At 59.6% G+C, this 24,446-nt stretch carries 25 protein-coding genes and 2 tRNA genes; 9 read left to right on the top strand and 18 right to left on the bottom strand.

Going from position 1 to position 24,446, the window contains the following annotated elements; all coding sequences use genetic code 11:
• Positions 1-282: 282 nt before the first annotated feature.
• From RWS31_RS03790 to RWS31_RS03865, 16 genes are all read right to left on the bottom strand, one after another.
• Entirely contained in the window at positions 283-483 is a 201-nt protein-coding gene (locus tag RWS31_RS03790) for a cold shock domain-containing protein (RefSeq protein ID WP_006190995.1), read from the bottom strand.
• Positions 484-773: 290 nt separating this feature from the next.
• Complete coding sequence (gene aroB, locus RWS31_RS03795; protein WP_314596297.1) at positions 774-1,862, bottom strand: 3-dehydroquinate synthase; 1,089 nt, start codon at positions 1,860-1,862, stop codon at positions 774-776.
• Position 1,863: 1 nt separating this feature from the next.
• Positions 1,864-2,394 carry a shikimate kinase gene (locus RWS31_RS03800; RefSeq protein ID WP_314596209.1) on the bottom strand — a complete coding sequence of 177 codons (531 nt, stop codon included), beginning with the start codon at positions 2,392-2,394 and terminating at the stop codon, positions 1,864-1,866.
• A gap of 1 nt (position 2,395) precedes the next feature.
• Positions 2,396-3,550 carry a chorismate synthase gene (gene aroC / locus RWS31_RS03805; protein WP_314596211.1) on the bottom strand — a complete coding sequence of 385 codons (1,155 nt, stop codon included), beginning with the start codon at positions 3,548-3,550 and terminating at the stop codon, positions 2,396-2,398.
• Positions 3,551-3,827: 277 nt separating this feature from the next.
• Positions 3,828-4,349 carry a type 4a pilus biogenesis protein PilO gene (locus RWS31_RS03810; protein WP_314596212.1) on the bottom strand — a complete coding sequence of 174 codons (522 nt, stop codon included), beginning with the start codon at positions 4,347-4,349 and terminating at the stop codon, positions 3,828-3,830.
• A 25-nt stretch (positions 4,350-4,374) separates the two neighbouring features.
• Positions 4,375-5,538 (bottom strand): PilN domain-containing protein, encoded by a 1,164-nt coding sequence (locus RWS31_RS03815; protein ID WP_314596299.1) that lies wholly within the window; start codon positions 5,536-5,538, stop codon positions 4,375-4,377.
• 21 nt (positions 5,539-5,559) lie between these two features.
• A complete protein-coding gene (locus tag RWS31_RS03820; RefSeq protein ID WP_314596214.1) occupies positions 5,560-6,033 on the bottom strand; it encodes a transcriptional regulator in 474 nt (157 codons plus the stop codon).
• The gene (locus RWS31_RS03825) at positions 6,020-6,640 is read right to left on the bottom strand and encodes a hypothetical protein (protein WP_314596301.1); all 621 of its coding nucleotides are present in this window, start codon (positions 6,638-6,640) and stop codon (positions 6,020-6,022) included. The genes RWS31_RS03820 and RWS31_RS03825 overlap by 14 nt, the downstream gene beginning before the upstream one ends.
• Positions 6,627-7,022 (bottom strand): TolQ protein, encoded by a 396-nt coding sequence (locus RWS31_RS03830; RefSeq protein WP_314596216.1) that lies wholly within the window; start codon positions 7,020-7,022, stop codon positions 6,627-6,629. Before RWS31_RS03830 ends, RWS31_RS03825 begins: the two co-directional genes overlap by 14 nt.
• Positions 7,019-7,501, bottom strand: coding sequence for a prepilin-type N-terminal cleavage/methylation domain-containing protein (locus tag RWS31_RS03835; protein WP_314596303.1), 483 nt, complete (start codon positions 7,499-7,501; stop codon positions 7,019-7,021). Before RWS31_RS03835 ends, RWS31_RS03830 begins: the two co-directional genes overlap by 4 nt.
• Complete coding sequence (locus tag RWS31_RS03840) at positions 7,501-8,070, bottom strand: A24 family peptidase (protein WP_314596305.1); 570 nt, start codon at positions 8,068-8,070, stop codon at positions 7,501-7,503. The genes RWS31_RS03835 and RWS31_RS03840 overlap by 1 nt, the downstream gene beginning before the upstream one ends.
• A 2-nt stretch (positions 8,071-8,072) precedes the next feature.
• On the bottom strand, positions 8,073-8,606 hold the full coding sequence (locus tag RWS31_RS03845; RefSeq protein WP_314596217.1) for a prepilin-type N-terminal cleavage/methylation domain-containing protein: 534 nt from the start codon (positions 8,604-8,606) through the stop codon (positions 8,073-8,075).
• A 52-nt stretch (positions 8,607-8,658) separates the two neighbouring features.
• A complete protein-coding gene (locus tag RWS31_RS03850; RefSeq protein ID WP_314596219.1) occupies positions 8,659-9,852 on the bottom strand; it encodes a type II secretion system F family protein in 1,194 nt (397 codons plus the stop codon).
• 32 nt (positions 9,853-9,884) lie between these two features.
• Positions 9,885-10,934: a PilT/PilU family type 4a pilus ATPase gene (locus RWS31_RS03855; protein WP_314596221.1), complete on the bottom strand. Its 1,050-nt coding sequence runs from the start codon at positions 10,932-10,934 to the stop codon at positions 9,885-9,887.
• Positions 10,921-12,264 carry a GspE/PulE family protein gene (locus RWS31_RS03860; protein ID WP_314596223.1) on the bottom strand — a complete coding sequence of 448 codons (1,344 nt, stop codon included), beginning with the start codon at positions 12,262-12,264 and terminating at the stop codon, positions 10,921-10,923. Before RWS31_RS03860 ends, RWS31_RS03855 begins: the two co-directional genes overlap by 14 nt.
• A 161-nt stretch (positions 12,265-12,425) precedes the next feature.
• Positions 12,426-13,286, bottom strand: coding sequence for a shikimate dehydrogenase (locus tag RWS31_RS03865; RefSeq protein WP_314596225.1), 861 nt, complete (start codon positions 13,284-13,286; stop codon positions 12,426-12,428).
• 263 nt (positions 13,287-13,549) lie between these two features.
• On the opposite strand from RWS31_RS03865, the gene trpD reads away from it, so the two are divergent.
• The 4 genes from trpD (at position 13,550) to RWS31_RS03885 (ending at position 17,809) form a co-directional block, all read left to right on the top strand.
• Positions 13,550-14,569 carry an anthranilate phosphoribosyltransferase gene (gene trpD / locus RWS31_RS03870; RefSeq protein WP_314596227.1) on the top strand — a complete coding sequence of 340 codons (1,020 nt, stop codon included), beginning with the start codon at positions 13,550-13,552 and terminating at the stop codon, positions 14,567-14,569.
• A 172-nt stretch (positions 14,570-14,741) separates the two neighbouring features.
• Positions 14,742-16,019, top strand: coding sequence for an NAD(P)/FAD-dependent oxidoreductase (locus tag RWS31_RS03875; protein ID WP_314596229.1), 1,278 nt, complete (start codon positions 14,742-14,744; stop codon positions 16,017-16,019).
• A gap of 304 nt (positions 16,020-16,323) precedes the next feature.
• Positions 16,324-17,136 (top strand): TPM domain-containing protein, encoded by an 813-nt coding sequence (locus tag RWS31_RS03880; protein WP_314596231.1) that lies wholly within the window; start codon positions 16,324-16,326, stop codon positions 17,134-17,136.
• A 112-nt stretch (positions 17,137-17,248) separates the two neighbouring features.
• A complete protein-coding gene (locus tag RWS31_RS03885; RefSeq protein WP_314596234.1) occupies positions 17,249-17,809 on the top strand; it encodes a LemA family protein in 561 nt (186 codons plus the stop codon).
• A 49-nt stretch (positions 17,810-17,858) separates the two neighbouring features.
• Here the strand turns inward: RWS31_RS03885 and RWS31_RS03890 are convergent.
• Both RWS31_RS03890 and RWS31_RS03895 read right to left on the bottom strand, forming a co-directional pair.
• Positions 17,859-17,935 (bottom strand) — tRNA-Met (locus RWS31_RS03890).
• A gap of 2 nt (positions 17,936-17,937) precedes the next feature.
• A tRNA-Tyr gene (locus tag RWS31_RS03895) sits at positions 17,938-18,023 on the bottom strand.
• Positions 18,024-18,417: 394 nt separating this feature from the next.
• Here RWS31_RS03895 and RWS31_RS03900 point away from each other — a divergent pair.
• From RWS31_RS03900 to RWS31_RS03920, 5 genes are all read left to right on the top strand, one after another.
• Positions 18,418-18,657 carry a DUF4405 domain-containing protein gene (locus RWS31_RS03900; RefSeq protein ID WP_314596235.1) on the top strand — a complete coding sequence of 80 codons (240 nt, stop codon included), beginning with the start codon at positions 18,418-18,420 and terminating at the stop codon, positions 18,655-18,657.
• Between the two features lie 184 nt (positions 18,658-18,841).
• Positions 18,842-19,624 carry a MurR/RpiR family transcriptional regulator gene (locus RWS31_RS03905; RefSeq protein WP_314596237.1) on the top strand — a complete coding sequence of 261 codons (783 nt, stop codon included), beginning with the start codon at positions 18,842-18,844 and terminating at the stop codon, positions 19,622-19,624.
• Positions 19,625-19,801: 177 nt separating this feature from the next.
• On the top strand, positions 19,802-21,916 hold the full coding sequence (locus RWS31_RS03910) for an alpha-glucoside-specific PTS transporter subunit IIBC (protein WP_314596239.1): 2,115 nt from the start codon (positions 19,802-19,804) through the stop codon (positions 21,914-21,916).
• A gap of 63 nt (positions 21,917-21,979) precedes the next feature.
• The gene (locus RWS31_RS03915; RefSeq protein WP_314596241.1) at positions 21,980-23,644 is read left to right on the top strand and encodes an alpha-glucosidase; all 1,665 of its coding nucleotides are present in this window, start codon (positions 21,980-21,982) and stop codon (positions 23,642-23,644) included.
• Complete coding sequence (locus tag RWS31_RS03920; protein ID WP_314596243.1) at positions 23,641-24,414, top strand: HAD family hydrolase; 774 nt, start codon at positions 23,641-23,643, stop codon at positions 24,412-24,414. The genes RWS31_RS03915 and RWS31_RS03920 overlap by 4 nt, the downstream gene beginning before the upstream one ends.
• Positions 24,415-24,446 lie beyond the last annotated feature (32 nt).

Raw genomic sequence — 24,446 nt, forward strand, 5'->3', positions numbered from 1 at the left:
CGTAGCAGTGGCTACATCGAGGATTTGTCGACGACGACAGGGCAGTGTAGATGTGTGAAGATGGGTAGCTGAATTTATCAGTGCTTCTTTAAATCTAAGGCTGGCACATGAAGCGAACCGCTCCGCTCCATGTGCCAGCCTTAGATTTCTCTTTCAGCGACTCGTTCCCCTCGCTTGAAAACAAAAGAACCGGCTCCAAACGGAGCCGGTCTTTGCCAAACTTCAGAAAACGCGTGGTTCAATCAACGTTCTCTGAGGGAGCACGATATGCTTTCGCGTAGCTTACGCCGTCTTCACGACATTAGAAGCCTGCGGGCCGCGTGCGCCTTCGACGATCTCGAATTCTACGCCCTGACCCTCAGCCAACGTCTTGAATCCATCGCCCTGGATTGCAGAGAAATGGACAAAAACATCATCGCCGTCTTCCCTCTCGATGAAACCATAGCCCTTTTCTGCGCTGAACCATTTGACCTTACCAACCATAGTAATTCCTCCTGTTTCTTGGTGTGTTGCAGAACCGCGCCTGATACTCACGCAATTTCATTATAGACCCTACCATCTAATCTGTCAATCAAATAGGAGAAATGATTACGAGGAAGCCACATTTTTTCTAAGGGAACGCTGATAAAATGAGGTCGCCCAGATTTGCACAGATGCGCTGTATCTGTCGAGGAGACAAACCGCAGGCGTAGCGGTGCTACGTCGAGGATTTGTCGACGACGAGAGGACAGCGCAGATGCGTGAAGATGGGCGGCTGAATTTATCAGCGCTCCCTAAATTCTCAAGCAACGTGCCATCGCCGTGCGCACGATGCTCTCTGGCACATCGTCTCGCACGCAGACCTTGCCGATGCCTTCCATGAGCACCCAGTTGACTTTGCCGTCGACCGTCTTCTTGTCGTGGAAGATCGCCGCATAGAGGCCTTCGACCGTGCAGTCTTCGGCAAATAGGGGCAGTCCCAGACGCTCTGTCAGACGGCGCACGCGCAGGACGTCGGCATCATCGATCATGCCGAGCGCCTCACTGATGTATGCCGCGCCCAAAGATCCGATGGCGACGGCCTCGCCGTGATTGTAGCGCGCATAGCCCGTTTCCTTCTCGATGGCATGAGCGATGGTGTGCCCGTAGTTCAAAATGCGGCGCAGGCCACCTTCCTTCTCGTCCTTGGCGACAACCTCCGCCTTGATTTCGCACGAGCGCTCGACCATGAAGAGCGCCGCATCATACGAAAGGCGCAGTACGTCTGCCGCATGATCTTCGAGATAGGCGAAAATTTCCGCGTCAAAGATGATGCCATACTTAATGATCTCGCCGAGTCCTGTGCGGATCTCACGCTCGGGCAGAGTGGCGAATGTCGCGAGATCGGCGAAAACGGCGGCGGGCTGGTAGAAAGCTCCGATGAGATTCTTGCCGAGGCGATGGTTGACGGCGACCTTGCCGCCGACGCTTGAATCGACCTGAGCGAGAAGGCTCGTCGGCAGCTGTACGAAGGGCACGCCGCGCATGTACGTCGCAGCGATGAATCCCGCTAGGTCGCCGACGACACCGCCGCCCAAGGCGAATACGGGCGAGCGGCGGTCAAGTCCCAGCTCGATGGCGTGCGTAAAAATCTCGTCGACAACGACAAGCGACTTCGAGGCTTCACCCGCGGGCACGAGATGGAGCGCAGGTTCCAATCCCGCCTCGCGCAAGGCTGCCAATGTCCTCTCGCCATAAATCTTCCCGACATTCTCATCGGAGATGACGAGCGCCTTGTGCGAGAAATTCTGCACCTTTGCGAAATCGGAAATTTCCGGCAGAAGATTCTCGCCGATAAAGATGTCGTAACTCGCCGCGCCAAGTTCCACGCGCACCTTGTGCATCTCACGCACGAAAAACACCTTCCCTCTTCAAATAGCCGGCGATGTCATCGACGACCTGCAGCGGCGAAAGATCGCTCGTGTCAACGCTGTAATCCGCAACCTCATAAAGCTCCCTGCGCTCCGCCATGAGGTCTGCCACCGCCTGCCGGCGATCTCCTGCATCCTTTGCATCGAGCACGGGACGATCGCCCACATGAGCCGTGCGTGCGAGCACGGCGTCAACAGAGGCCGTCAAACAGATGATCGCGCCGTTCTCCTTGAGCAGCGCCACATTCGCTGCGTCTTTGACCGTGCCGCCGCCCGTCGAAATCACGAGAGCGCGGCGCTTGGCCGTGCGCCTGACCGCCTCCCTTTCCAAAGCGCGGAAAGCCGCCTCACCCTCAGAGGCGAAGATCTCGGGAATCGAACGCCCCGCCTCTTCCTCGATCATGCGGTCGAGATCGACGAAGGCACGGCCGAGACGCTGTGCAAGCGCACGTCCCGTGCTCGTCTTGCCCGTACCCATGAAGCCGATCAATACGACGTTCTTCATCTCACGCCTCCTCCGTGCGCTTCTTGTACGCTTCGACATCCGCTTTCATGTCGCGCATATTGTCGCTGTCAAACTTCTCGATGAAGGCTTCGGCGAGCACAAAGGCCGCCATCGCCTCGCCGACGACAGAGGCGGCGGGCACGGCGCAGACGTCGCTGCGCTCCTTCGAGGCAAGCACGGGCGCTTTTTTTTCGATGTCAACGGAATGAAGCGGCTTCATCAGCGTCGGAATCGGCTTCATGACGGCGCGAATGACGATATCCTCGCCGTTCGTCATGCCGCCCTCAAGGCCGCCCGCGCGGTTCGTCCTGCGCACGACGGAGTCGTTCTCGCCCAAGAACATCTCGTCGTGCGCCTCGCTGCCAGGGAGCGCCGCATAGCCGAAGCCAGCGCCAATCTCGACGCCCTTGATGGCCTGAATCGACATCATGGCGGCGGCAAACCGCGCGTCGAGACGCCTGTCCCACTGGATGTGGCTGCCGAGTCCGAGCGGCGCACCCGCGATTCGCACCTCGAAGATGCCGCCGAGCGTATCGCCCGCCTCTTTCGCCGCGCGAATCTTCTCTTTCATGCGCTCTTCAGCCTCAGCATCAAAGCAGTTGAGTTCCGACGCCATCTTATGCGCCGCGCCCGTCTCGCGCTTGGCTGCATCAGCAGCGACGCCGCCGATGTCGAGCACAGCGGATTCGACCGTGACGCCGAGTGCGAAGAGAAGCTCCTTCGCCACGGCGCCGACGGCGACGCGCATCGCCGTCTCTCTCGCGCTCGCCCGCTCCAAGATGTCGCGGATGTCCTCACGCGCGTACTTCCGAACGCCCGTGAGGTCTGCGTGTCCGGGACGCGCCGCCGTCACCTTCTCGCCGTGCGCCTCGCCAAACGCCGCCATGCGTTCCTGCCAGTTCTGCCAATCGCGGTTCTCGACCGAGAGCGTAATAGGAGAGCCGATCGTCTCGCCGAAGCGCACGCCCGAGAGAATTCGCACCGTATCCGTTTCGATCTTCATGCGTCCGCCGCGCCCGTAGCCCTGCTGGCGACGCGCCAGGTCACGGTTGATGTTTTCCAATCTCAGCGAAAGCCCCGCTGGAATACCCTCCAAGATGGCTGTCAAAGACGGGCCGTGCGATTCGCCCGCCGTCAAAAAACGCAATGTGCTCAATATGATTTCCCACTTTCAAAAATACAACCTTCCAACTTTATTTAGTCTACTATGAAAGTCCAAGAAGTCAAGCCCGAAGGGCGCAGACTGATTGGGTAACTTTCATTAAGGGCGGCGCACAATGTCCACGAAGTGGACGTTTGTGCGTGTAGCTTACTATGAAAGTCCAAGAAGTCAAGCCCAAAGGGCGTAGACTGATTGGATAACTTTCGTTAAGGGCGGCGCACAATAGGAAGCGTCCCCTGTGCACCCCCTAAAATATCTGCTGAGGGGACGTTCATTCCTTCTCGGCAAAAATCGAAAGCCGCATCTTCACATGAAGCCTGCCGTCCTCGCTCTTGATCTCCGTGCTCTCCATGCGGACGAAGCGCTCGCTCTTTTCCAAATCCTTCAAAAAAGCAAGAAGATGAAAGTATTCGCCGTCCAACTCCACATCGAGCGGCAGGCGCGAAACGCCGCCCTCCTCTTCGATCTGCCCGGGTGCAACGGCGGCGAGCGTCAGCTTCTCATGCTGCGCTTCACGCTCCAAGAGCGAGAGGAAATCGCCCTGTCCCATGCGAGCGGGCAGGCGCTTTTCCAACGCAGAGCTGCGTGCGGCACGCTCTTTTACGCGTTCCGCCCCGTCGCCGTGCGCGTTCATGAAGTTCTGCACGGCGACGAGCGCGTCCTTCTCTTTCGCCGCTTCCTCCTCCAGCCTCGCGATTTCCGCACGCTGCGGCAAAAAGCACAGTTGGAAGAATGCCGTGCACAGAAGCAGCGCCAGCGCAAAGATTGCCGAGAGAAGCATCTTCGAACGCATTTCTTCACCCTTTCTGGAAAATTCCCTATATCTTCAATTCCAACGAAAAATAAACGAGCGAGCCTCCCGCCGCTTCCTGCTTGCGCTCCGACTTCTTCAGCACGGGAGCCGCCCGGAAGAAGCCCTTGTCCTCCTCCAACACGCGCACGAAATCCGCCAGAGCGTCGTAGCTCGTCGCCGCGCCCTCAAGTTCGACCGCATGACCGTCAACGACGCGCAGTCCGCGAATCCAAGCGCCTTCGACCGTGCGCGTGCCGAAATGCACCAAGAGACTGCGGCACGGCAGAGCGCCTTTCGACAAGGAAATGAGCTGGCGCTCCTTTTGCGCGGCGCGTCCATCCTCCTGCGCCTCTTGCTCCATGCGTGCCCTCTCAGCGGAGAGGAGCGTCATCTCGTGCGCGGTTTTCTGCGCCTCTCCCTGCAGCTCATGGATGCGCCAAGCGTTCCAGCCATAAATCGACGCCATGCAGAAAAAGAAAATGCCCGCAAGCAGGGAGGCCAGCCTGCCGAACGCCCAATCCGCCGGACGCATCGACTCAGGCAGCAGTTCCAAGTGACTTTTCTCTCGCGAAAGGATTTCCTGCGCCGCCAAAAAAGCAGCCCCGTCCTCTTCCTGCGGCAAATCGTCCGCCGCCAAATTCATTCCGTCTGCGGCAAAAGCGCCCGGTGCTTCCCTTTCGGCTCCTGTCGGCAAGAAGCACAGGGACGCAAGGCAGAGTCCCTCATGCGAGAAAGCGCGATGAATTTCCCGCACCTTTTCGCGCGGCAAGGCCGCCAGAACGACCTCCCTCTCGCCCACGCGCCGAAAATCCAGCGAGTACGCCGCCTCCTCATGAGCATCCGGCAGACTCGCAAGCAAATCCCAACGCGCGGCCTCGCGCATCTCCCGCTCGGACAAAGGAGGAAACTCCCTGCTGTAGGAAAAGACCTCGTCTTCCGTCAGGCAGACGGCGATGCGGCTCTTCTCCCAGCCGCGCTTGGCAAGAGCGACTTGGATGACGCCCGCCGCCTCCTGCCAAAGCGACTCCTTCGCCTCTGTCGGCGGCAAGGGAAGATGCAGCGTCTCCTCCCTGCGTTGAAATTCTTCCGTTCCTGCAAGACAGGCGAGACAGATTCCGCCATCCGTCAAAGAGACGCCCACTGTCCCGCGCTGCGGCTCACGCAGCAGCGCACGCATCTTTCTCAGCATGTTTCGCAAAGCATCTCCTCCTCACCTCTCCCAGCGCACGAATGAGAGCCGCGTCCCCTCAAGGTGGTAGAGCGCCGCCGCATACGCACGCTTGCTGGAAATCTCCGCTGTCGCCTGCCGCTCACTCCCCGCCCTCGGCCAGCTTGCCGCCGTCAGCAAATATGCCGCGCCGTCCGTCGTATCTGCTGTCGGCAAACGCTTGACCGTCACGCGATAGAAGGCGTCATTTGTCTCCAAAAGGCCGGACGCCGCCTCCACCTCAGGCGCTCCCTCCTCCAACTGCCGCCGAAGAGCCGCCTCCTCTTCCAACTGCGCCGCGCCCAGCCGCACACCGCTCCGCGCGGATTCCAGAAGGCGCGTCGTCTGCACGGCCTCCCGCGCGGCGAGACGGTTGTGTCCGGAGAGCACGAGCAGAGCCGCCGTGCCCGCGAGCAGCAGCAGGACGGCGGCAAGGGCGAAGGCAGACGCCATGCCGCATTCATCAAGTCTTGCCACCTTGCGCCTCCTTCTTATCTTTCTCTTTCGGCGGCAGGCAGATGGCGGTCGAAAATGTCACGCGCTTCTTCGTGCGCCGATTCTCCCCCGTAAGACTCAGGTGCAAAAGCCCCTTCTCCGGCACACATTGAAAATCGACGACGGCTAGATTGCCGAAGATGTTGCTGCCGCCCGTCATGGGCTGCGGCGCGTAGTAGCCATGGTCTTCGCCCGATACCTTCTTGCTGATGTACGGCGGCTGCCCCTTCCTGCCCTCGCGCAGCACATAGTCCGTCGTCGATTTCTTCCCATTGACATACCGCTCGATGTGAAGTGCATGCAGATCGCTGCACTCGATGCGCGTCGCCATCGACGCATCCTGCGCGATGCGCTCAAGCGTCAGGCGCATCTCCTGCTGCAGTTCCCAGTCGCCCAGGAGCACGACATAGCTCTTGAGAAAGAACAGCCATACCGCAAAAAGGCTGACAAGCAGCACGATGTAAACGGGAAAGCTCGTCAGAAACTCCAGCAGCACATAGCCGCCCTCCTCCTTCAAGGAGGAAGCGCGGCTCTCCCGGCACGTCCCGCACGATTTTTCCCGCACGATTCGCCCCTTATCGTCCGCCACCAAACTGCACCGTCCTTTCAAGGGAAAGTTCCTGCACTTCTCCTTTTTCAAGCCATGTCACGCGCACGCTCGCCTGACAAACGGAAGGACTCGCCCCCGGCGCAGAAAACTTTGGCGTCAAAGTGAAATTTCTGCCATTCGCCTCGACTTCATGCGGCTGCCGTTCGCCCAACGACGCGCCGCTTCCCTGCGCCCTCGCCTGCTGCTCCATCCTTGCCAGCTCGCCTCCTGCCAAGAACATCGCGCTCGTTTCCGCCTCGCTGTGCGCCAAGAGAGCGGCGGAGTGCTCCAAAGCTGCGAGCGATGCCACGGCAAAAAGCAACAGGAAAGCGAGCACAGCGACCTCTGCGGCGAGGAAGCCGCCTTCGTCCAACCTCTTCAAGGCAATCGCCTGCTTTCCGTGCGCACGCGCCCCGCCTCATCGATGATGACGTCGAGCGAATAGTGCGGCGACTGCAGCTCGATCGTGTGTCCCAAGGCGCTCGTCCCGCTCGGATCGCCCGACGAATCAAACGAATACGTCGCCGCAGACTGCGCACTCGAACCGCTCGGCACAGCGTAGACGTCTTCGGGAAAGGAATGCGTCAAAACCTCGCCCGCCGCCCACGGCAGAAGGAAATAATAGCGATGCGCCTCCACGACGAGTTTCGGGCGCAGCCTCCATTCGCCCTTGCCGTCCGCCGTGCGCTCCGTGCGCGAAATCTCCTGCAGATAGCGAAAATCGCTTGCCAGAAGCGCCGCCTCGCGCTCCAAGCGCATGCGCTCCGTCACGCGTACGACGGGCACGGAAAACGCTGCAAGAAGCGCGAGGATGAGGCAGACGACGAGCAATTCCAAAAGGGTGAAGCCTTCCTCCTTCATCACAGAAGCCCTCCATAAAAGGCAAGAAGATCGTCGGCAAAAAGCAGGGAAAGAACCGCGCCCAAGGCAAGAAACGGCGCGAAGGCGATGCGTCGCCCGCGCTTTTCACGCCCGAAGAGCAGCAGGCAGAAGGCTGCGAGTCCGCCGCTGAAAAAGGCGAGGAAGAGCGCGAGCGCGACGCCCTCCAAGCCGAGCCAAGGTCCCAGCGCGAAGCCAAGCTTCACATCGCCGCCGCCCATGCCGCCGCGAGAAACAAGGCGCAGGAGGTAAAGGAAGCCGCCAGCGAGAAAAGCGGCGAACACGAAGTTTTCCGGCGGCAGAGCGCCTGAAAACAGCGAGAACGCAATGCCGATGACGCCGAACGGCAAAACGAGGCGGTCAAAAACGAGGCCGTGCCGCCAGTCGAGCAGGGAGATGCGCCAGAGAAATGCGAAGAAAAGCCAGCGCTGGAAGAACACCATGCCGAAACCGTCCATGCGCCAGAGAAACAACGCCGCACAGAGCGTCCCGCCGACAAATGCCGCCTCGCCGCAAAAGGGCAGCGGCTTCACGCGCTGAAAACCGTGCATCGTCAAGTGCCCGACGCTTCTTTCTTTTCCGCCCTGCCGAAATCCTGTACGCGGTGCTCGTCCAGTGTCGCCTGCGTCTCACCGTCCGAACCTTTCGTCAGCGCGTAGCTTGCGCCAGCCTTCTCCTCCGTCTTTCCATCGCGCAGGAAGTAGCTTCCCGACGGCGGTTTCAGCGCATCGAGATTGACGATGTAATCCTTCAGTTGATCAAGCTTCGTCGGATCGACGCCTTTTTCCGCGCGGTAAAGCCCCACCGCCGTGTTGAGCGTGCTGAGGTCGGCCTGAATCTTCGACGTATTCGCGAGTGTCATCGATTGCGAGAACTTCGGCACGGCGACTGCGGCGAGCACGCCGATGATGCAGATGACGAGGAGCATTTCAAGGAGCGTGAAGCCCTCCTCGCCTAAGGGGCTGCGCCTCTTTCGTCCGCTCCTGCATCGACTCTCGTCCCGCGCCTCGAATGCGCCGGCCATCGCCCCTTGCCGCCCACTCTCCTTCTGCCGTATTTTCTTTTTGAGCAGCATACATCCGTACATACGACATCCCTCCCATCTCAAAATCTTCAACCGTCATACGATGCAATCCTTTTCAATAGCCGTAAGAGCCGATCATCTCCAACAATGGCAGAGCTACTGCAAGTACAACTGTTCCGACGATCGCTCCCAGAAAGAGCACGAGCAGAGGTTCCAACATCGCCTCCATGCGCTCGGCGCGCATCTCGCCCGCAAAGCGGCAGAAATCGGCCGCCTTTTCGAGCATCGCCGCAAGCTCGCCCGTATGCTCGCCCGCACGCACAAGCTCCCAGACGAGCGGCGGCACAACGCTGCCCGCCAAGGCGGCGGCCAGCGTACCGCCGCGCTCAACCTCGCGCCTCGCCCTCGAAAAAAGCGCGGCGAGGAAACGGTTCTGCACGACGCCTTCGGAAGCGGCAAGCGCCTCGTGGAGCGCACTGCCGCTCTCCATGAGGACGGCGAGCGTGTCGAAGAGCGTCATAAGCTCCAAGTCGAGGCGCAGCCTGCCGAAAAGCGGCAGGCGCAAAAGAAGGCGGTCAGCGAAAAAATGCAGCCGTCTCTCGCGATAGAAAAGCCGAAGCGCCAAGGGGAAAACGAAAAGAGCCGCAAGGACTGCGCCGCCGTGCCGCTCGAAGAGACTGCCGATTCCGAGCACGAGCCGCGTCGGCAGGGGCAGCTCCACGGCAAGACCGTCGAGCATGTGGACGAAGTTCGGCAGCACGAAAATGAAGATGAACGTCACGGCGAACACCGCCGCCAATGCGAGCAGCGCAGGATAAACGAGCGCCGTCTGCAATTTCTCCCGCACGCGCCAGCTCTTTTCCTCCTTGTCGGCGAGGCGCTTCAACAGAGGCTCCAGACTGCCGCCCGCTTCCCCCGCACAGACGAGGGAGGAAATCGCCGGCGGGAACACCTCGCCGTGCTGCGCCATCGCCTCGGCGAGCGTCGCGCCATGCGCCATGCGCCGCGCCATATCCGAAAGCATCGCACGCCTCTTTTGCGGCGCATCCGCCGCGAGGAGCTGCAGGCTCTCGTTCGCGGCAAGTCCCGCCGCAAGCATCAGCGCCAACTCGCGGCAGAACACCATGGCGTACTTGCGATCTGCCGCGCGGCGGCGGGCGAGATGCAGCGCAGACTTTCGCCGCAGAGCCACGGCGAAGAGTCCGTGCGCCTGAATGAGCCGCGCCGCCTCCGTGCGCGTGGCGGCTTCCACCTCGCCTCGCCGCAAGTCTCCCGCTTCCGTCCGCGCCGTATAAGAAAAGGACGCCAAATCGCCGCCTCCCTTCGCGCAAGCCCCCTGTACTAGCACCCCTCGCCAAAGGCGTCGCCGTCGGCAAGCGCCGCCTCTGCCGCTTCGCGCGTAAGCTTGCCCGCGCGAAGCAGTCCCTCGACGGACTGCGCCATCGTCTGCATGCCCTGCGCCCCGCCCGAGAGGACAGCTCCTCGGAGCTGCGCGACCCTGCCCGTGCGGATGAGGTTTCGCACGGCGGGCGCGGCGACGAGCGCTTCGGCCGCCAGCACGCGCCCGCCGCCCGCCTGCGGCAGAAGCCGCTGTGAGAAAATGGCGCGAAGCACGAGCGCGAGCTGATGGCGCATCTGCTGCTCCTCGCCCGCGAACATCCCCTCGATGCGAAGGACCGCCTCCGCCGCATCCCTCGTGTGAAGCGTCGCCAGAACGAGGCAGCCCGACTCCGCCGCCTGCAGCGCGATGCGCACCGTTTCGCGCTCGCGCATCTCTCCGATGAGGATCACGTCGGGATCTTCTCTCAAAGCATCCCGAAGCCCCGCCGGGAACGACGGAAAATCCCTGCCGAGCGTGCGCTGACTGATGAAGCAGCGCTTCGGCACGAAAGCGTACTCGACGGGATCTTCCAGCGTGATGATGTGCGCGGCGCGGCTTTTGTTCATCTCCTCGATAAATGCCGCAAGCGTCGTCGACTTGCCCGCTCCCGTGCGCCCGCCGACGAGAATCAGGCCGTCTCGCGCCCTAAGGAGCGAAAAAAGCACGGGCGGCACGCCGAGGCTCGAAAGCGCCGGAATCTCTCGCGGCAGGAGGCGCACGGCAATCGCCCAAGAACCGCCCATGCCGTACACATGCGCACGACAGTGCCTCTCTTCGAGCGCGAGGGGAATATCCAGACTCTTCTCCTGCCGCAGACGCTCATGCTCCGCCTCGGTCAGAATATGCGCGAGAAAATCCTGCAGCTCCGTCTGCGTCAAAGAATCCTCCGATAGCGGCGTCATCTCGCCATCGAGCCGCAGAAACGGACGCTGCCCTGCTGCGAGATGCACGTCCGACGCCCCTCGCGCAAAGCCTTCGGTGAAGATGTCCGCTATCCTAGATGTCGCCATCGTCAGCCCCTCCGCAAAGCCCTCTCGCCGCTCTCGAAAAATTTCCTGAAAAATCCGCTGCGTCCGCCTCGCCGTAGAGCACGCGCACCACCTCCGAAAGCGTCGTCTGGCCTTGCAGCGCCTTTTCGATGCCGTCCTCCGCCAGCGTCCTCATGCCCTGCCGCTTGGCAAGCTCGCGCATCTCCTCAAGCCCCGCTCTATGCACAATTGCCTGCTGCAGAGCCGCGTCGACGACGAGCAGTTCCTGCAGCGCGAGCCGCCCCGAAAAGCCCGTGCCGCCGCAAGCCGCGCAGCCTGCGGCTCGCCACAGCCGTCTGGTCGACGACGCCCCCTCGGCCCATGCGGGCAGCGCCTCCTCGGACGGCTCGCGGCAGTGCGGACACAAGCGGCGCACGAGACGCTGGGCAACGACGCCCGTCAGAGCCGCCGCGAGAAGATACGCGGGCACGCCCATGTCGAGCAGACGGAAAACCGCGCCGAGCGCGTCCTTCGTATGCAGCGTCGAAAAGAGCAGATGACCCGTCAGCGCAGCACGCACCGCCATCTCCGCCGTCTCCGCATCGCGGATCTCGCCGAGCACGATCTCGTCGATGTCCGAGCGCAGCATGGCGCGAAGACCTGCGGCATACGTCATGCCCGTCTTCTTGTTCACCTGGATCTGATTGACGCCCTCGATGCGGTACTCGGGCGGATCTTCGATCGTCATGATGTTGCGTTCGGGCGTATTGATCTCCGAGAGAGCCGCATAGAGCGTCGTCGTCTTGCCCGAATTGACCGGCCCCGTGATCAGAACCATGCCGCCGGGCTGATGGCACAAGCGGCGGAAAATCATCTCATTCTGCACGGAAAACCCGAGATTCCCTACGGAAAGAAGCGCGTGCGAGCGGTTCAGGATGCGAAGAACCGCCTTCTCCCCCGCGAGGAGCGGCAAGGTAGCCAGGCGAAGATCGACGGCTTCGCCGCCCTCAGGCGGCACATACGATATGCGCCCGTCCTGCGCCACGCGGCGCTCCACGCTTTCAAGATGTGCCATGACCTTCAATCGCGCAAGCAAAAACGCATGCACCTCCCGGGGGATCGGTGCATGCGTTTCCAATAAACTTCCATCAACACGGTAACGGATGCGGACGGCGCCCTCGAAAGGCTCTATGTGGATATCGCTCGCCCGCAGGCGCAGAGCCTCCGCGATCATGCGATCGACAAACTCCACGACGGGCACGCGTCCCGGCTCTCCCTGCCTCGGCAGAGCACGGCTCGCACTTCCCGTGCGCACGCTCTGTACGAGGCGATGGAGCAGCCTCTGATACGAATCCTCTTCTGTCCTCTGCATCTTCGAGCCTCCAAAAGACTGCGGAATCACGGATAAATTCGGTCACCCGTCTTCACATATCCGGGCGACTTCATTGATCCGCGCTTCCTTATCCATGAACATCTTGCTTCGGCTTTCGTGCTGACTTTCTTTATTTTGCTTCTTTGTTTTGTTTCTTTGCGTTACTTCCTTTTTCCTTCCAGCGCCTCGCGCAGGGCGTGCGTCATCACGGCAAAATCAGCCTCTCGTCCCGTCCACAGGCGAAACGCCGCCGCCCCCTGACCCACGAGCATCGCCTCGCCGTTCAGCGTCGGGCAGCCCAGCGACTCCGCACGCTGCAGGAACTGCGTCTTCGCGGGCGTATAGATGATGTCGTAGAAAAACGTCCGTTCATGCACTGCCTGCCAAGGAACGGGCGGCATCGCCTGCGTCTGCGGCGCCATGCCGAGCGGCGTCGTATTGACGACGAGATCCGCCTTTCTGACGGCTTCCTCGAACGCCGCCTCGTTCCAGTCGAGAGCGCATACCCCGCCGTACTGCGCGAATTCCTCAGCCAAGAGACGCGCCTTCGGGGCATTTCGCACGCCGAGCGTGACCTCCGCCGCGCCCGAGCGCAGCAAACCGTAAAGCGCCGCGCGTGCCGCGCCGCCCGCGCCCAAGAACACGACGCGCTTTCCCTCGACGGAAAAACCGCGTGCCGCAAGCGCACCAAGGAAACCCTCCACATCGGTGTTAAAGCCCTTGAGACGGCCTGCCTCGCACACGACCGTATTGACCGCCCCGATGGCACGCGCCGCCTCGTCTGCCTCATCCAACAACGGCAAGATCGCCGACTTGTGCGGAATCGTCACATTGAAGCCGCGAAACCCCAGCGCACGAAGGCCGCGCACGCCGTCTTCCAGCCTCTCGGGCAGGACGGGCAAGGCGACATAGGCATAGTCCATTCCCGCCGCCCGAATCGCTGCATTCTGCATCGCCGGCGAAAGCGAATGCTCGATCGGCAAGCCGATGACGGCAAGATTTTTTGTCTTCCCTGTAAACATCATTGTATTCTCCTTTATTGTAGCAAGCAGCACTTTTTTCCACAATAGGGGATTTATCCTAGAATTTTTAAATTTTTCCTACTATTTACTTGTCTGCCACTTTTTTATTCATCGTAGCAAGGAAACATCTTTTTGTAAAGAGCCCTCTTCTTTCAACACTGTCCTTTGTTGCAAAAAACCTACCCACATAGTATACTAAATGACATTCAACCCTGCCGTGCCAAAATGCAGGGACATGTCCAACAGAAAAGGAGCGCTATGCCATGATAAAAGAAGCCATCCAAAAGATCGTCAACAAGCACGATCTGACCTACGAAGAAGCTTACTGCGTAATGAACGAAATCATGAGCGGCGAAACGAGTCCGACTGAGAACGCCGCCTACCTCGCCGCACTCTCGACGAAGAGCGCCAAGGCTGAGACGACAGCAGAAATCGCCGGCTCTGCCGCCGCCATGCGCGAGCATGCACTCGCCGTCGAACATCCTGGCATCGAAGTGCTTGAAATCGTCGGTACGGGCGGCGATCATGCGGGCAGCATCAACATATCGACGACGGCCTCCTTCATCATCGCCGCCGCCGGCATCGCCGTCGCTAAGCACGGCAACCGCGCAGCGTCATCGAAAAGCGGCGCCGCCGACTGCCTCGAAGCACTCGGCGTCAACATCGACCTCGCGCCCAAAACATGCACAAAGCTTCTCAAGAGCATCGGCCTGTGCTTCATGTTCGCGCAGAAGTATCACACTTCAATGAAATACGTCGGTGCTATCCGCAAGGAACTCGGCATCCGCACCGTATTCAACATCCTCGGCCCCTTGACGAATCCCGCGCGCCCCGAGCGCATGATCCTCGGCGTCTACGATGAATATCTGCTGGAGCCGCTGACCCGCGTGCTCATCGACCTCGGCGTTCAGCGCGGCATGGTCATCTACGGCACGGACTGCCTCGACGAGATCTCCATCAGCGCCCCGACGAAGGTCTCCGAGTTCAAGGACGGCTGGTACAAGACGTATATGATCGCTCCAGAGGACTTCGGCCTCGAGCGTGCCGAGAAGACGGCGATCGTCGGCGGCATGGCGAAAGAAAACGCCGCCGTGACGCGTGCCATCCTCACGGGAGCGCAAGGCGCGAAGACCAACATCGTGCTTTTGAATGCCGGCGCGGCCATCTACATCGGCGGCAAGGCTGACTCCATCAAGGAAGGCGTCGAAAAAGCCCGCACGCTCATCGAGAGCGGCGCGGCAGAGAAGAAACTGCAGGAGTTCATCGAACAGTCGAATGCCTGAGAAAAAGCCCCCCAAGCCGCAGTCTTGGGGGGCTTCTTCACGCCTTTCCTGCCGCTATTTATATCAATATAAATTATTGATATGTTACATTTCCATAAAAATGATGTATAATGAAAAACACATAAGATTCACAATGTTCCCCACAAACTTTTCTGGAAAGGCGGTATGAATCATGACGGAAAAGGCAGCGAAACCACGCATCGTCATCTTGGGCGGCGGCATTGCAGGCATACGCGCGGCACGAAAGCTCGCGAACGAGGCGGTCGATGTCCTCATCATCGACCACAACAACTATCAGGTCTTTCAGCCGCTGCTCTATCAGGTGGCGACCTCGATGCTCTCGGCGGACGAGGTCATCTACCCGATCCGAGGCTTTTTCCGCAGCGCTTCGAACGTCAACTTCCTGCTCGCCGAAATCGAGGGAATCGACGCGGCGGCGCAGACCGTGCGCACCGATCAGGGCGAGATCGACTACGATCATCTCATCATCGCGCTCGGCTCGACGCCGAACTTCTTCGGCTCGAAGAGCATCGAGGAAAACTCCCTGCCCTTGAAGACGCTCGTCGACTCCATCGAGATCCGCAGCCACGTCCTCAAGGTCTTCGAAGAAGCCTCGCGTGAAAAGGATGCGGCAAAGCGCAAGGCTCTTCTGACCTTCGTCTTTGTCGGCGCAGGCCCCATCGGCGTCGAAGGCTCGGGCGGCCTCTCAGAGCTCATCTACGACGTCTTTCAAAAGGAGTACCATACGATCGACTTCAGCGAGGTCGAAATCCATCTCATCGGCGCAGACCCCGGCGTCCTCATGATGATGCCTGAGAAGCTGCGCGACGAGACCGTGCGCGTGCTTGAAAAGAAAAAGGTCGCCGTGCAGTGCTCGATGATGGTCACGGACTACGACGGCGAAACGCTTCGCTACAAGCCCTTCAGCGCTCCCAAGGATGCGCCGCTGCAAGAAATCAGGACGCGCACCGTCGTCTGGGCGGCGGGCGTGCGCCCCGTCGACTGCCTCGACGGACTTGACGTGCAAAAAGACCGTGGCCACCGTATCGTCGTCGATGACACGATGCACGCCATAGGCTTCGAGAATATCTACGCCGCCGGCGACTGCTCAAGCTTCACGCCACCGGGCGAAGAACATCCACTGCCGACGCTCGCGCCCGTCGCACTCGCTGGAGGCGACGTCGCCGCCGCCAACATCCTGCACAAGCTCAAGGGCGAGCCGCTTGAGCATCTCGACTACAAGAGCAAGGGCGTCATGGCGATCATCGGCAACAGCGAGGCCGTCATGTCTGCAGGCCCTCTCGTCGGCAGAGGCTTCCTCGCGTGGTCGGCATGGCTTTGGATTCACCTCCTGACGAAGGCGGGCTTCCATGCCAACGTCTCCGTCACATTCAAATGGTTCTTCAACTACCTCTTCGGCACGCGTCTCGGACGCATGATCACACGCTAACCCTCATGAACCGCAAACAGCCCGCCAAGGCGCAAAACCTTGGCGGGCTGTTTTGTCAACACAAGGATATCGATACAATCAAATTCTCCTCTTCGAGTAAAATATAATAGAATTTTATTTGGTCCGAAAACAGGATACCGGCAAGGAATTCACTTCAAGCCATGGATACATTAAGAACTCTGTCCGATATACGATCGTTTTCCCGTATGCTATAATAAGCGAAAATTATCGTATACTATTCATACCAGTTTTCTCTCTTCCTACTCCCCACAGGAGACATACACTACAAAAGGATGTGAAGCGAATGAACACCTTCCACGCACGTCGACAGCTATGCGCCTTCCTCTTCGTCATCGTCAGCCTCCTCGCGCTTGCCAGCTCAGCCGCCGATGCCGCCGTGCTTCCTAAGCCCTCGCAGCGCGAATATATCGTCGACACAGCAGACATCGTTTCAGCAGAGGATCGCGCACAGATCGAGAAGATCGGCGAAGAGCTGCGCGAAAAAACGAAGGCAGAAATCGTCGTCGTGACCGTCGCCACCTTGGACGGCACGGACATCGAATCGTACGCAAACGAACTCTTCCGCAGTTGGGGCATCGGCGACGCGAAGCAAAACAACGGTGTCCTTCTGCTCATCGCCAAGGAGGATCGCAAGTTCCGCATCGAAGTCGGCTACGGGCTTGAAGGCGAAATCACGGACGGCAGAGCGGGCGAGATCCTCGACAAGATGAAGCCGTACTTCCGCGATGAGAAGTACTCCGAGGGCGTGCTCAATGCCTATCAGAAGCTCGCCGCCTACGCCTACCGTGCTGCAGGAGTCGCACCAGGCGCTGATGTGAGCGAGACGATTGAAAAAGCGTCCACGAATGAAGAAGAGGAACCGAGCATCCTGATGAATGTCTTCATCTTCTTCCTCGCCATCATCGGCATGATCCTGCTCGGCGTCATCCTGAACTGGCTTCTCGGCATCCTCAACCAAGCGCTCGGCCCCGGCGGCGGCTCCTCGCGCGGCGATTACGGCGGCGGCTACGGCGGCAGCTCTTCCGGCGGCAGTTCTTCGCGCGGCGACTACGGCGGCGGCTCTTCCGGCGGCGGCGGCGCGTCAGACGGCTGGTAAACTACACGCACTTACAGAAGCCTGGCCAATCGGTCTGCAGTTACTGCTTGACCTCTTGGAGTTTCACACTAAACTTCACGGTATTTTACAGGAATAGAAAGGAGTTTTCAACATGAACAAAGGACTGATCGCGCTCGGCGCTGTCGTCGTCGTCATCATTGTCGTAGGCGGCTTTTTCTCCCTGTACAACGGACTGAAGGAATCTGAAATCAGCGTCGACGCGTCGTACGGACAGGTCGAGAACCAAATGCAGCGACGCAGCGACCTCATTCCGAACCTCGTGAATACGGTCAAGGGATATGACGTCCACGAAAAGGCTGTCATTGAGGAAGTCGTCAATGCACGCACCAAACTCGCAGGTGCGCAGGGCGTCGAGCAGATGGATGCGGCAAACGCAGAGCTTTCCGGCGCACTCGGCCGCCTCTTCGCCATCGCCGAGGCATATCCCGATCTCAAGGCAAACACGCAGTACCTCGAACTCATGCGCGAACTGGCCGGCTCGGAGAACCGTATCGCCGTCGCGCGGCGCGACTACAACGAGGCAGTGCGCGAATACAACGTGCGCATCTCGACCTTCCCCGGCGTATTCCTCGCCGGTTTCATGGGCATGACGAAGAAGCCTCAGTTCCAAGCGAAGGAGGGCGCAGACGCCGTCCCCGAAGTGAAGTTCTAAGAATCACAAAAAGCCCCCGCACCTTTCGGCGCGGGGGCTTTACATTTCATGGTGGCGGCACAGAGATTTGAACTCCGGACACTGCGGGTATGAACCGCATGCTCTAGCCAACTGAGCTATGCCGCCGATGGTGGGCAGGGATGGATTCGAACCATCGTAATCCGAAGATGACAGATTTACAGTCTGTTCCCTTTAACCACTCGGGCACCTACCCATGGACGCCCCGTGCAAGACGAAGCATTGTCATTATAGCGACTTTTCTGCGGGCTGTCAAGCGAAAAATCGGTGCATACGCTAGCCCTTGGCGTATGCACCAACTTTAGGAGAAAAAATTTCTCTTTGCGGCATACCAAAAATATTATTCTCAAATGAGCTTTCTATACCAGAAAATTTTCTTCTTCTGATACCTTATCAAAAATACTGATACCTGAAATGCATCAGATCGGTGCAATTTGCCGTTCTCTATGCGCGGCAAATCATATTCTGGAAAATTGGACGAAACTTTGGAAGAAACTGCCGTATTTTTATGACACAAAAAATATTTTGTGCTAAAATGAATTTGATAGTCCTTCTCTTAAATAAGCAATCTGCATTGGGAGGCAATGACAATGAAAAAAAATTATTATCTGATTCTTGGCTTAGCTGTCGGCATAATCATCTGCCTTGTGACGGGCACCTTCATGTATCTCCATGTCTTCGCCGACGGCCCCGCTAAGAGCGTCAACAAGAACATTCATATCTATGTTTCATATCTCCTGACCATCGGCGTCATTTTTCACCTCACCTGGAACAGGAAGTGGCTCCGCAGCACGACAAAGGAAATATTCGGCAAGAAAGAGCACAAATAACCTCGGCGGATGCAAAGGAACCGGATACAAAGCCCTGTGGCTTCGCATCCGGTTCCTTTTTTATTGGCGAATTATCAAGTCAAGTGCAACTTTTTTGCATTGTGACTTGCCTGCCATCTGAAAACACGTTAAGATTAACTAAAATAAAGTTTTTTGCCAAAACCGACGAAAGGAGCGGAGCAATATGCAGCTTCCTGAGCGCATCAATCTCCACTTGAACGAACTCAGCGATGCCGACAAGAGCATCTGGCGCTTCATCGAGAGCCACAAGGAGACGGCATGCCGCGCCTCCATCCATGACCTCGCGCGGCTCTGCGCCGTTTCGAGCGCTTCCGTCGTGCGCTTCGCGCAGAAGATCGGCTTCGATGGCTTCGGCGAGATGAAGACGGTGCTCAAGATGGAACTCGAAGAGCGCGGAAAGCCCGACCGCGACATTCTGACGTCGCTGAGCCAATTCTACGACCAGTCGTGGCGCGAACTCATGGCACGCGACTATCGCGGCGCGAGCCGTCTCGTCCACGAGGCGCACCGTGTCTTTGCCTACGCTTCGGGCTATGTGCAGACGAACGTCATGCAGGAGCTCAAGCGCCTCTTCCTCTACGACAATGTCTTCATCTGCGAGATTGCAGGGCGCGAGGAGTTCTATTCCGTCTATCAGACGGCGGGGCCGGACGATCTTTTCGTCTTCATCTCGCTTTCGGGCGAGTCCGAGCGCGTCAAGGAGTTCTCCGAGAAGCTGAATCTCAAGGGCGTGCCGCTTCTCGCCATCACACAGATGCAGCACAACACGCTCGCGAGCCGCTCGACGGAGAACCTCTACGTCGTGCCCGCCGCCTTCAACCTGCCCAAGAGCGAGGAGCGGCTGCCGTTCAAGTCCATGCTCGCCTACTTCCTGCTGCTTGAGATCTTCTACGTCCACTACCGTCTCTACCGCAGCGAGCAGGAAAATAGCCTTACAGAAGCCTAGCCAATCGGTCTACGCCTTTGGCTTGACCTCTTGGGGCTTCTGTAACAAGTTTCACTGCTCGTACCTTCTTGCAACCTCTGTACATGCCTCCCGAATGGCATGAAATGCTTGCTTTTTCAACGATTTTCCTTTATCGTAATAGACAAGGGTTTTCAGTGTTTCAGAGGAGGTAAGCTCATGTCACTCAGCAAGGACGTCTTCATGCAGAACATGCAGCGGTTTGGCGGCGCGATGTATACGCCCGTCATCCTGTTCGCGTTCTTCGGTCTGACGGTGGCGGTGTCCATCGTCTGCAAGAACACGGGGCTGCTCGGCGCAATCGCCGCCGAAGGCACGCTATGGTACGATTTCTGGTACATCGTCGAGCAAGGCGCGTGGACGGTGTTCGTGCAGATGCCGATTCTCTTCGCCATCGCCGTCCCCATCGGCTTCGCGAAGAAGGAGCCTGCGCGCTGCGCTATGGAATCCTTCGTCATCTACATGCTCTTCAACTACTTCATCTCCGCCATCCTCACGCTGCACGGCAGCGCATTCGGCGTCGACTACAGCCAGGCGGCGGGCGCCGGCACGGGACTTGCCATGATCGCGAACATCAAGACGCTCGACATGGGCATGCTCGGCGCGATCTTCATCGCGTGCTGCACGGCGTATCTGCACAACCACTTCTACGACACGAACATCCCCGATTGGCTCGGCATTTTCAAAGGCCCTGCCTTCGTCGTCGCCGTCGGCTTCGTCGTCATGATCCCCATGGCTCTCATCTTCTGCTGCGTCTGGCCGATGATACAGCACGCGATCGAGCAGTTTCAGTTCTTCCTCAAGACGAGCGGCATCGTCGGCGTCTGGGCGTACACGTTCTCGGAAAAAATCCTGCTGCCCGCCGGCCTCCATCACTTCATCTACCTGCCGTTCATGTTCGGCCCTGCCGTCGTCGACGGCGGCATCCAAGCCTACTGGCTCGGTCACATCAACGACTTCATGACGAGCGCGCAGTCTTTGCGCGACCTCTTCCCTGAGGGCGGCTTCGCGCTGCACGGCAGCGGCAAAGTCTTCGGGCTGCCAGGCGCGGCACTCGCCATCTACGCGTGCGCCAAGCCTGAAAAGCGCAAGAAGACGGCGGCTCTCCTGATTCCTGCGACGATCACGGCGATGCTCTGCGGCATCACGGAGCCTCTGGAATTCACCTTCCTCTTCGTCGCGCCTCTCCTTTACCTGCTGCACGCGATCCTCTCGGCGACGCTTTCGGCGACGCTCTACGCCATCGGGCTTTCGGGCAACTTCGGCGGCGGCCTCATCGACTGCTTCGTGCAGAACTGGATTCCTCTTTTCTCCTACCACTATGCGACATACCTCACGCAGATCGGCGTCGGCCTGTGCTTCACCGCCATCTACTTCTTCGTCTTCCGCGCTGTCATCCGCTTCAAGGATTACAAGACGCCGGGCAGGACGGACGACGACGTCGAGGACAAGCTCTTCACGAAAGCCGACTACAAGGCGAAGCAGGCGGACGCTGCGGGCGCCGCTGCAGGCGCCGCACCCGATATGAAGCTCGACGAGCGCGACGTGAAGGCGAAGGTCTTCCTCGAAGGACTCGGCGGCCCCGCGAACATCAAGGACGTCACGAACTGCGCGACGCGCCTGCGCGTGACGGTAGAAGATCCCGATCTCGTGCAGCCAGTCGCCGTCTTCACCCGTGCGGGTGCACACGGGCTCGTGCGGAACGGACATGCGTTTCAGGTCATTGTCGGCCTCTCCGTGCCGCAGGTGCGCGAGCGCTTCGAGGCGCTTCTCGCAGCGCCTGCATCCGATGCGACGGAGCTCGCCGTCGGCACGGAAAAATCCCTTTCCTTCGCGGCAGTCGCCGACGGCAAGGTCATCGACATGAGCGAGGTCAAGGATGAGATGTTCTCGCAGAAGATGATGGGCGACGGCGTCGCCATCGAGCCGACGGGCAATCTCGTCGTCGCGCCCGCCGCCGCCGAGGTCACGATGGTCATGGAGGATTCGCTGCACGCCGTCGGACTGCGTCTCGCGAACGGCGCGGAAATGCTCATCCACATCGGAATCGACACGGTGAAGCTCGGCGGCAAGGGCTTCGAGCTTCTCGTCCGTGCGGGCGACAAGGTCGGCCAGGGTGCGCCGCTCGTGAAGTTCGACCGCGCGACGATCAAGGAAGCCGGCTACCAGGACACGGTCATCATGGCAGTGACAAACTCGGGCGAATACCCGCTGATGAAAAAGCATACGGGCATGACGGCAGAAGCCGGCAAGACGGACGTCCTGACCTTCTGACGCACGGCAAATCTCGCAGCCCCCTGCCCGTACGGCAGGGGGCTGAATGGAAAGGAAAAACGTATGAAAGCAACGCATTGGTGGCAGAACACCGCCGTCTACCAGATTTATCCGAAGAGCTTCAACGACACGCACGGCAAGGGCACGGGCGATCTTCGCGGCATCACGGAAAAGCTCGACTATCTAAGGTCGCTCGGCGCGGGCGCGCTTTGGCTCACGCCCGTCTACCCGTCACCCATGGTCGACAACGGCTACGACATCAGCGACTATTGCGGCATCAACCCCGACTTCGGCACGCTCGCCGACATGGAAGAGCTGATCGCAGAAGCGAAGAAGCGCGGCATGCGCATCGTCATGGATCTCGTCTACAACCACACCTCCGACCAGCACCCGTGGTTCTTGGAGTCGAAGAAGAGCCGCACGAACGCGAAGAGCGACTGGTATATCTGGCACGACGCGAAGGAGGACGGCAGCGCCCCGACGAACTGGCGCGGCATCTTCGGCGGCTCTGCGTGGACGTACTGCGAGGAGCGCGGCCAATACTACCTGCACACCTTCGCCGAGGCGCAGCCCGATCTCAACTGGGAGAACCCCGAGGTCAGGGAAGCGCTCTTTGCTGCCGCAAACTTCTGGCTCGCAAAGGGCGTCGGCGGCTTCCGCATCGACGCCATCACCTACATCAAGAAGCCCGCCGTCTTTGCAGACGGCGAGCCGGACGCGGCGGACGGCATGACGAGCATCCACGAGATGACGGCGAACACGCCGGGCATCCTCGACTTCCTGCACGAGTTCCGCGCACGCGTCTTCGACGGGCACGACATCTTCACCGTCGGCGAGGCGAACGGCGTCACGCCCGAGGAGCTGTCGCTGTGGGTCGGCGAGAACGGCGTCTTCTCCATGCTCTTCGAGTTCAGCCACGTTCTCGTTCCTTACGAGGGCGGCGAATGTTGGCACAAGGCGCAGCCGTGGCCTCTAACAAAGCTCAAGCGCGCGCTCACGGCTAGCCAACACGCCACCGCCAAGGAAGGTTGGTTTCCCATCTACTTCGAGAACCACGACCGCGCACGCTCCGTCAACTACTTCTTCCCCAAGGGCGCGGACAAGAAGCTCGCGGCCAAGGCGCTCGCCGCCGTCCTCTTCACGCTGCGCGGCACGCCCTTCATCTACGAGGGCGAAGAACTCGGCATGACGAACGTGGCTTGGGATTCCATCGACGCCTACGACGACATTTCGTCGCACGGCCAGTACGCGCTCGCTTTGGAAGATGGCTTCTCCAAGAAGGAAGCGCTGGGCTTCGTCCACTTCAACAGCCGAGACAACGCACGCACGCCGATGCAGTGGACGGCCGAAAGACATGCGGGCTTCACGAGCGGCACGCCATGGCTGCCCGTCAACGAGAACTATCGCACGCTCAACGCTGCCGCCGAGGAAAAGGACGCTGACTCCGTGCTGCACTTCTACCGCCATCTCGCCAAGCTGCGCGAAACGATTCCTGCGCTTTTGGACGGCGTATACGAAGAGCTTCTTACAGAAAATGAGCAGATTTATGCGTTCTCGCGCACACTGGGAAAGACACGCATCAAGACGGCGGTCAACTTCAGCACGAAGGACGCGGCGCTTCCCGCAAGTTTCCTTCGCGGCACGCGCCTTGCCGGAAGCTACGCGGACGCGCCGACGACTTCGCTTCGTCCATTGGAAGCCGTGATTTACGAGGAGGAGATACAATGAAGGTAGCTGCAAGCGATTACGACGGGACGCTCCTCAGGGGCGGCAAGATCGACGAGGAAACGCTGCAGGCCGTCAAGAAGTGGCGTGCGGCGGGCAACAAGTTCGGCGTCATCTCGGGGCGCGACTACGGTATGCTCGTGCCGCAGCTCTTCGCGTTCGGGCTGGAATTCGACTACACGGTCTGCAACAACGGCGGCATCATCCGCGACGCGAAAGAGGCGGTGCGCTTCCAGGCCGAGATCGAACCGGCCGCCCTCGCCGCCATTGCCGAAGAGCCTCTGGCGACAAAATCCTTCCACTTTGCCTTTTCAGCGGCCGACGTGACGTACCTTTGCCACCAATCGGAAGGCTCTTGGATCGAGCGTGAGGCAAAGGAATGGGACTATCCCATCATCTACATCGAGGAATCCGAGATCGGCACGCTCAAGAAGATCCAACAGTTCTCCATGGGCTTCCCGCTTCCCGCCGAATCCGACGCCTGCGCCGCCGCGCTCAACGCGAGGCTCGGCGATAAGATCCACGCCTACCCGAACGCCTGCAGCCTCGACATCACGCCCGTCGGCGTCGGCAAAGATCAGGGCATACGCACGCTGCTCTCCGTCATGGGCTGGGACGGCGCAGAAGTTTTCGCCATCGGCGACGAAACGAACGACCTGCCGATGCTCAAGGCATTCGACGGCTATACACTGACGACGGCGCGAGAAGCGATTCAGAAGCAGGCGAAGGAAGTTTTCCCGAGCGTCGGCGCAATGATGCTGACCTATCTGTAAGGCAAGCCCGAAGGGCGCAGCCGCACAGGCAA

It is taken from the genome of uncultured Selenomonas sp. (genome assembly GCF_963528755.1).
In the GTDB taxonomy this organism is placed as follows: domain Bacteria; phylum Bacillota; class Negativicutes; order Selenomonadales; family Selenomonadaceae; genus Selenomonas.

Coding starts and splice junctions, on each gene's coding strand:
- RWS31_RS03790 (WP_006190995.1), bottom strand. CDS start 483: ATGGTTGGTAAGGTCAAATGGTTCAGCGCAGAAAAGGGCTATGGTTTC.
- aroB (WP_314596297.1), bottom strand. CDS start 1,862: ATGCACAAGGTGCGCGTGGAACTTGGCGCGGCGAGTTACGACATCTTT.
- RWS31_RS03800 (WP_314596209.1), bottom strand. CDS start 2,394: ATGAAGAACGTCGTATTGATCGGCTTCATGGGTACGGGCAAGACGAGC.
- RWS31_RS03810 (WP_314596212.1), bottom strand. CDS start 4,349: ATGCGTTCGAAGATGCTTCTCTCGGCAATCTTTGCGCTGGCGCTGCTT.
- RWS31_RS03815 (WP_314596299.1), bottom strand. CDS start 5,538: ATGCTGAGAAAGATGCGTGCGCTGCTGCGTGAGCCGCAGCGCGGGACA.
- RWS31_RS03835 (WP_314596303.1), bottom strand. CDS start 7,501: ATGAAGGAGGAAGGCTTCACCCTTTTGGAATTGCTCGTCGTCTGCCTC.
- RWS31_RS03840 (WP_314596305.1), bottom strand. CDS start 8,070: ATGCACGGTTTTCAGCGCGTGAAGCCGCTGCCCTTTTGCGGCGAGGCG.
- RWS31_RS03845 (WP_314596217.1), bottom strand. CDS start 8,606: ATGTACGGATGTATGCTGCTCAAAAAGAAAATACGGCAGAAGGAGAGT.
- RWS31_RS03855 (WP_314596221.1), bottom strand. CDS start 10,934: ATGGCGACATCTAGGATAGCGGACATCTTCACCGAAGGCTTTGCGCGA.
- RWS31_RS03860 (WP_314596223.1), bottom strand. CDS start 12,264: ATGCAGAGGACAGAAGAGGATTCGTATCAGAGGCTGCTCCATCGCCTC.
- RWS31_RS03865 (WP_314596225.1), bottom strand. CDS start 13,286: ATGTTTACAGGGAAGACAAAAAATCTTGCCGTCATCGGCTTGCCGATC.
- trpD (WP_314596227.1), top strand. CDS start 13,550: ATGATAAAAGAAGCCATCCAAAAGATCGTCAACAAGCACGATCTGACC.
- RWS31_RS03875 (WP_314596229.1), top strand. CDS start 14,742: ATGACGGAAAAGGCAGCGAAACCACGCATCGTCATCTTGGGCGGCGGC.
- RWS31_RS03880 (WP_314596231.1), top strand. CDS start 16,324: ATGAACACCTTCCACGCACGTCGACAGCTATGCGCCTTCCTCTTCGTC.
- RWS31_RS03885 (WP_314596234.1), top strand. CDS start 17,249: ATGAACAAAGGACTGATCGCGCTCGGCGCTGTCGTCGTCGTCATCATT.
- RWS31_RS03900 (WP_314596235.1), top strand. CDS start 18,418: ATGAAAAAAAATTATTATCTGATTCTTGGCTTAGCTGTCGGCATAATC.
- RWS31_RS03905 (WP_314596237.1), top strand. CDS start 18,842: ATGCAGCTTCCTGAGCGCATCAATCTCCACTTGAACGAACTCAGCGAT.
- RWS31_RS03910 (WP_314596239.1), top strand. CDS start 19,802: ATGTCACTCAGCAAGGACGTCTTCATGCAGAACATGCAGCGGTTTGGC.
- RWS31_RS03915 (WP_314596241.1), top strand. CDS start 21,980: ATGAAAGCAACGCATTGGTGGCAGAACACCGCCGTCTACCAGATTTAT.
- RWS31_RS03920 (WP_314596243.1), top strand. CDS start 23,641: ATGAAGGTAGCTGCAAGCGATTACGACGGGACGCTCCTCAGGGGCGGC.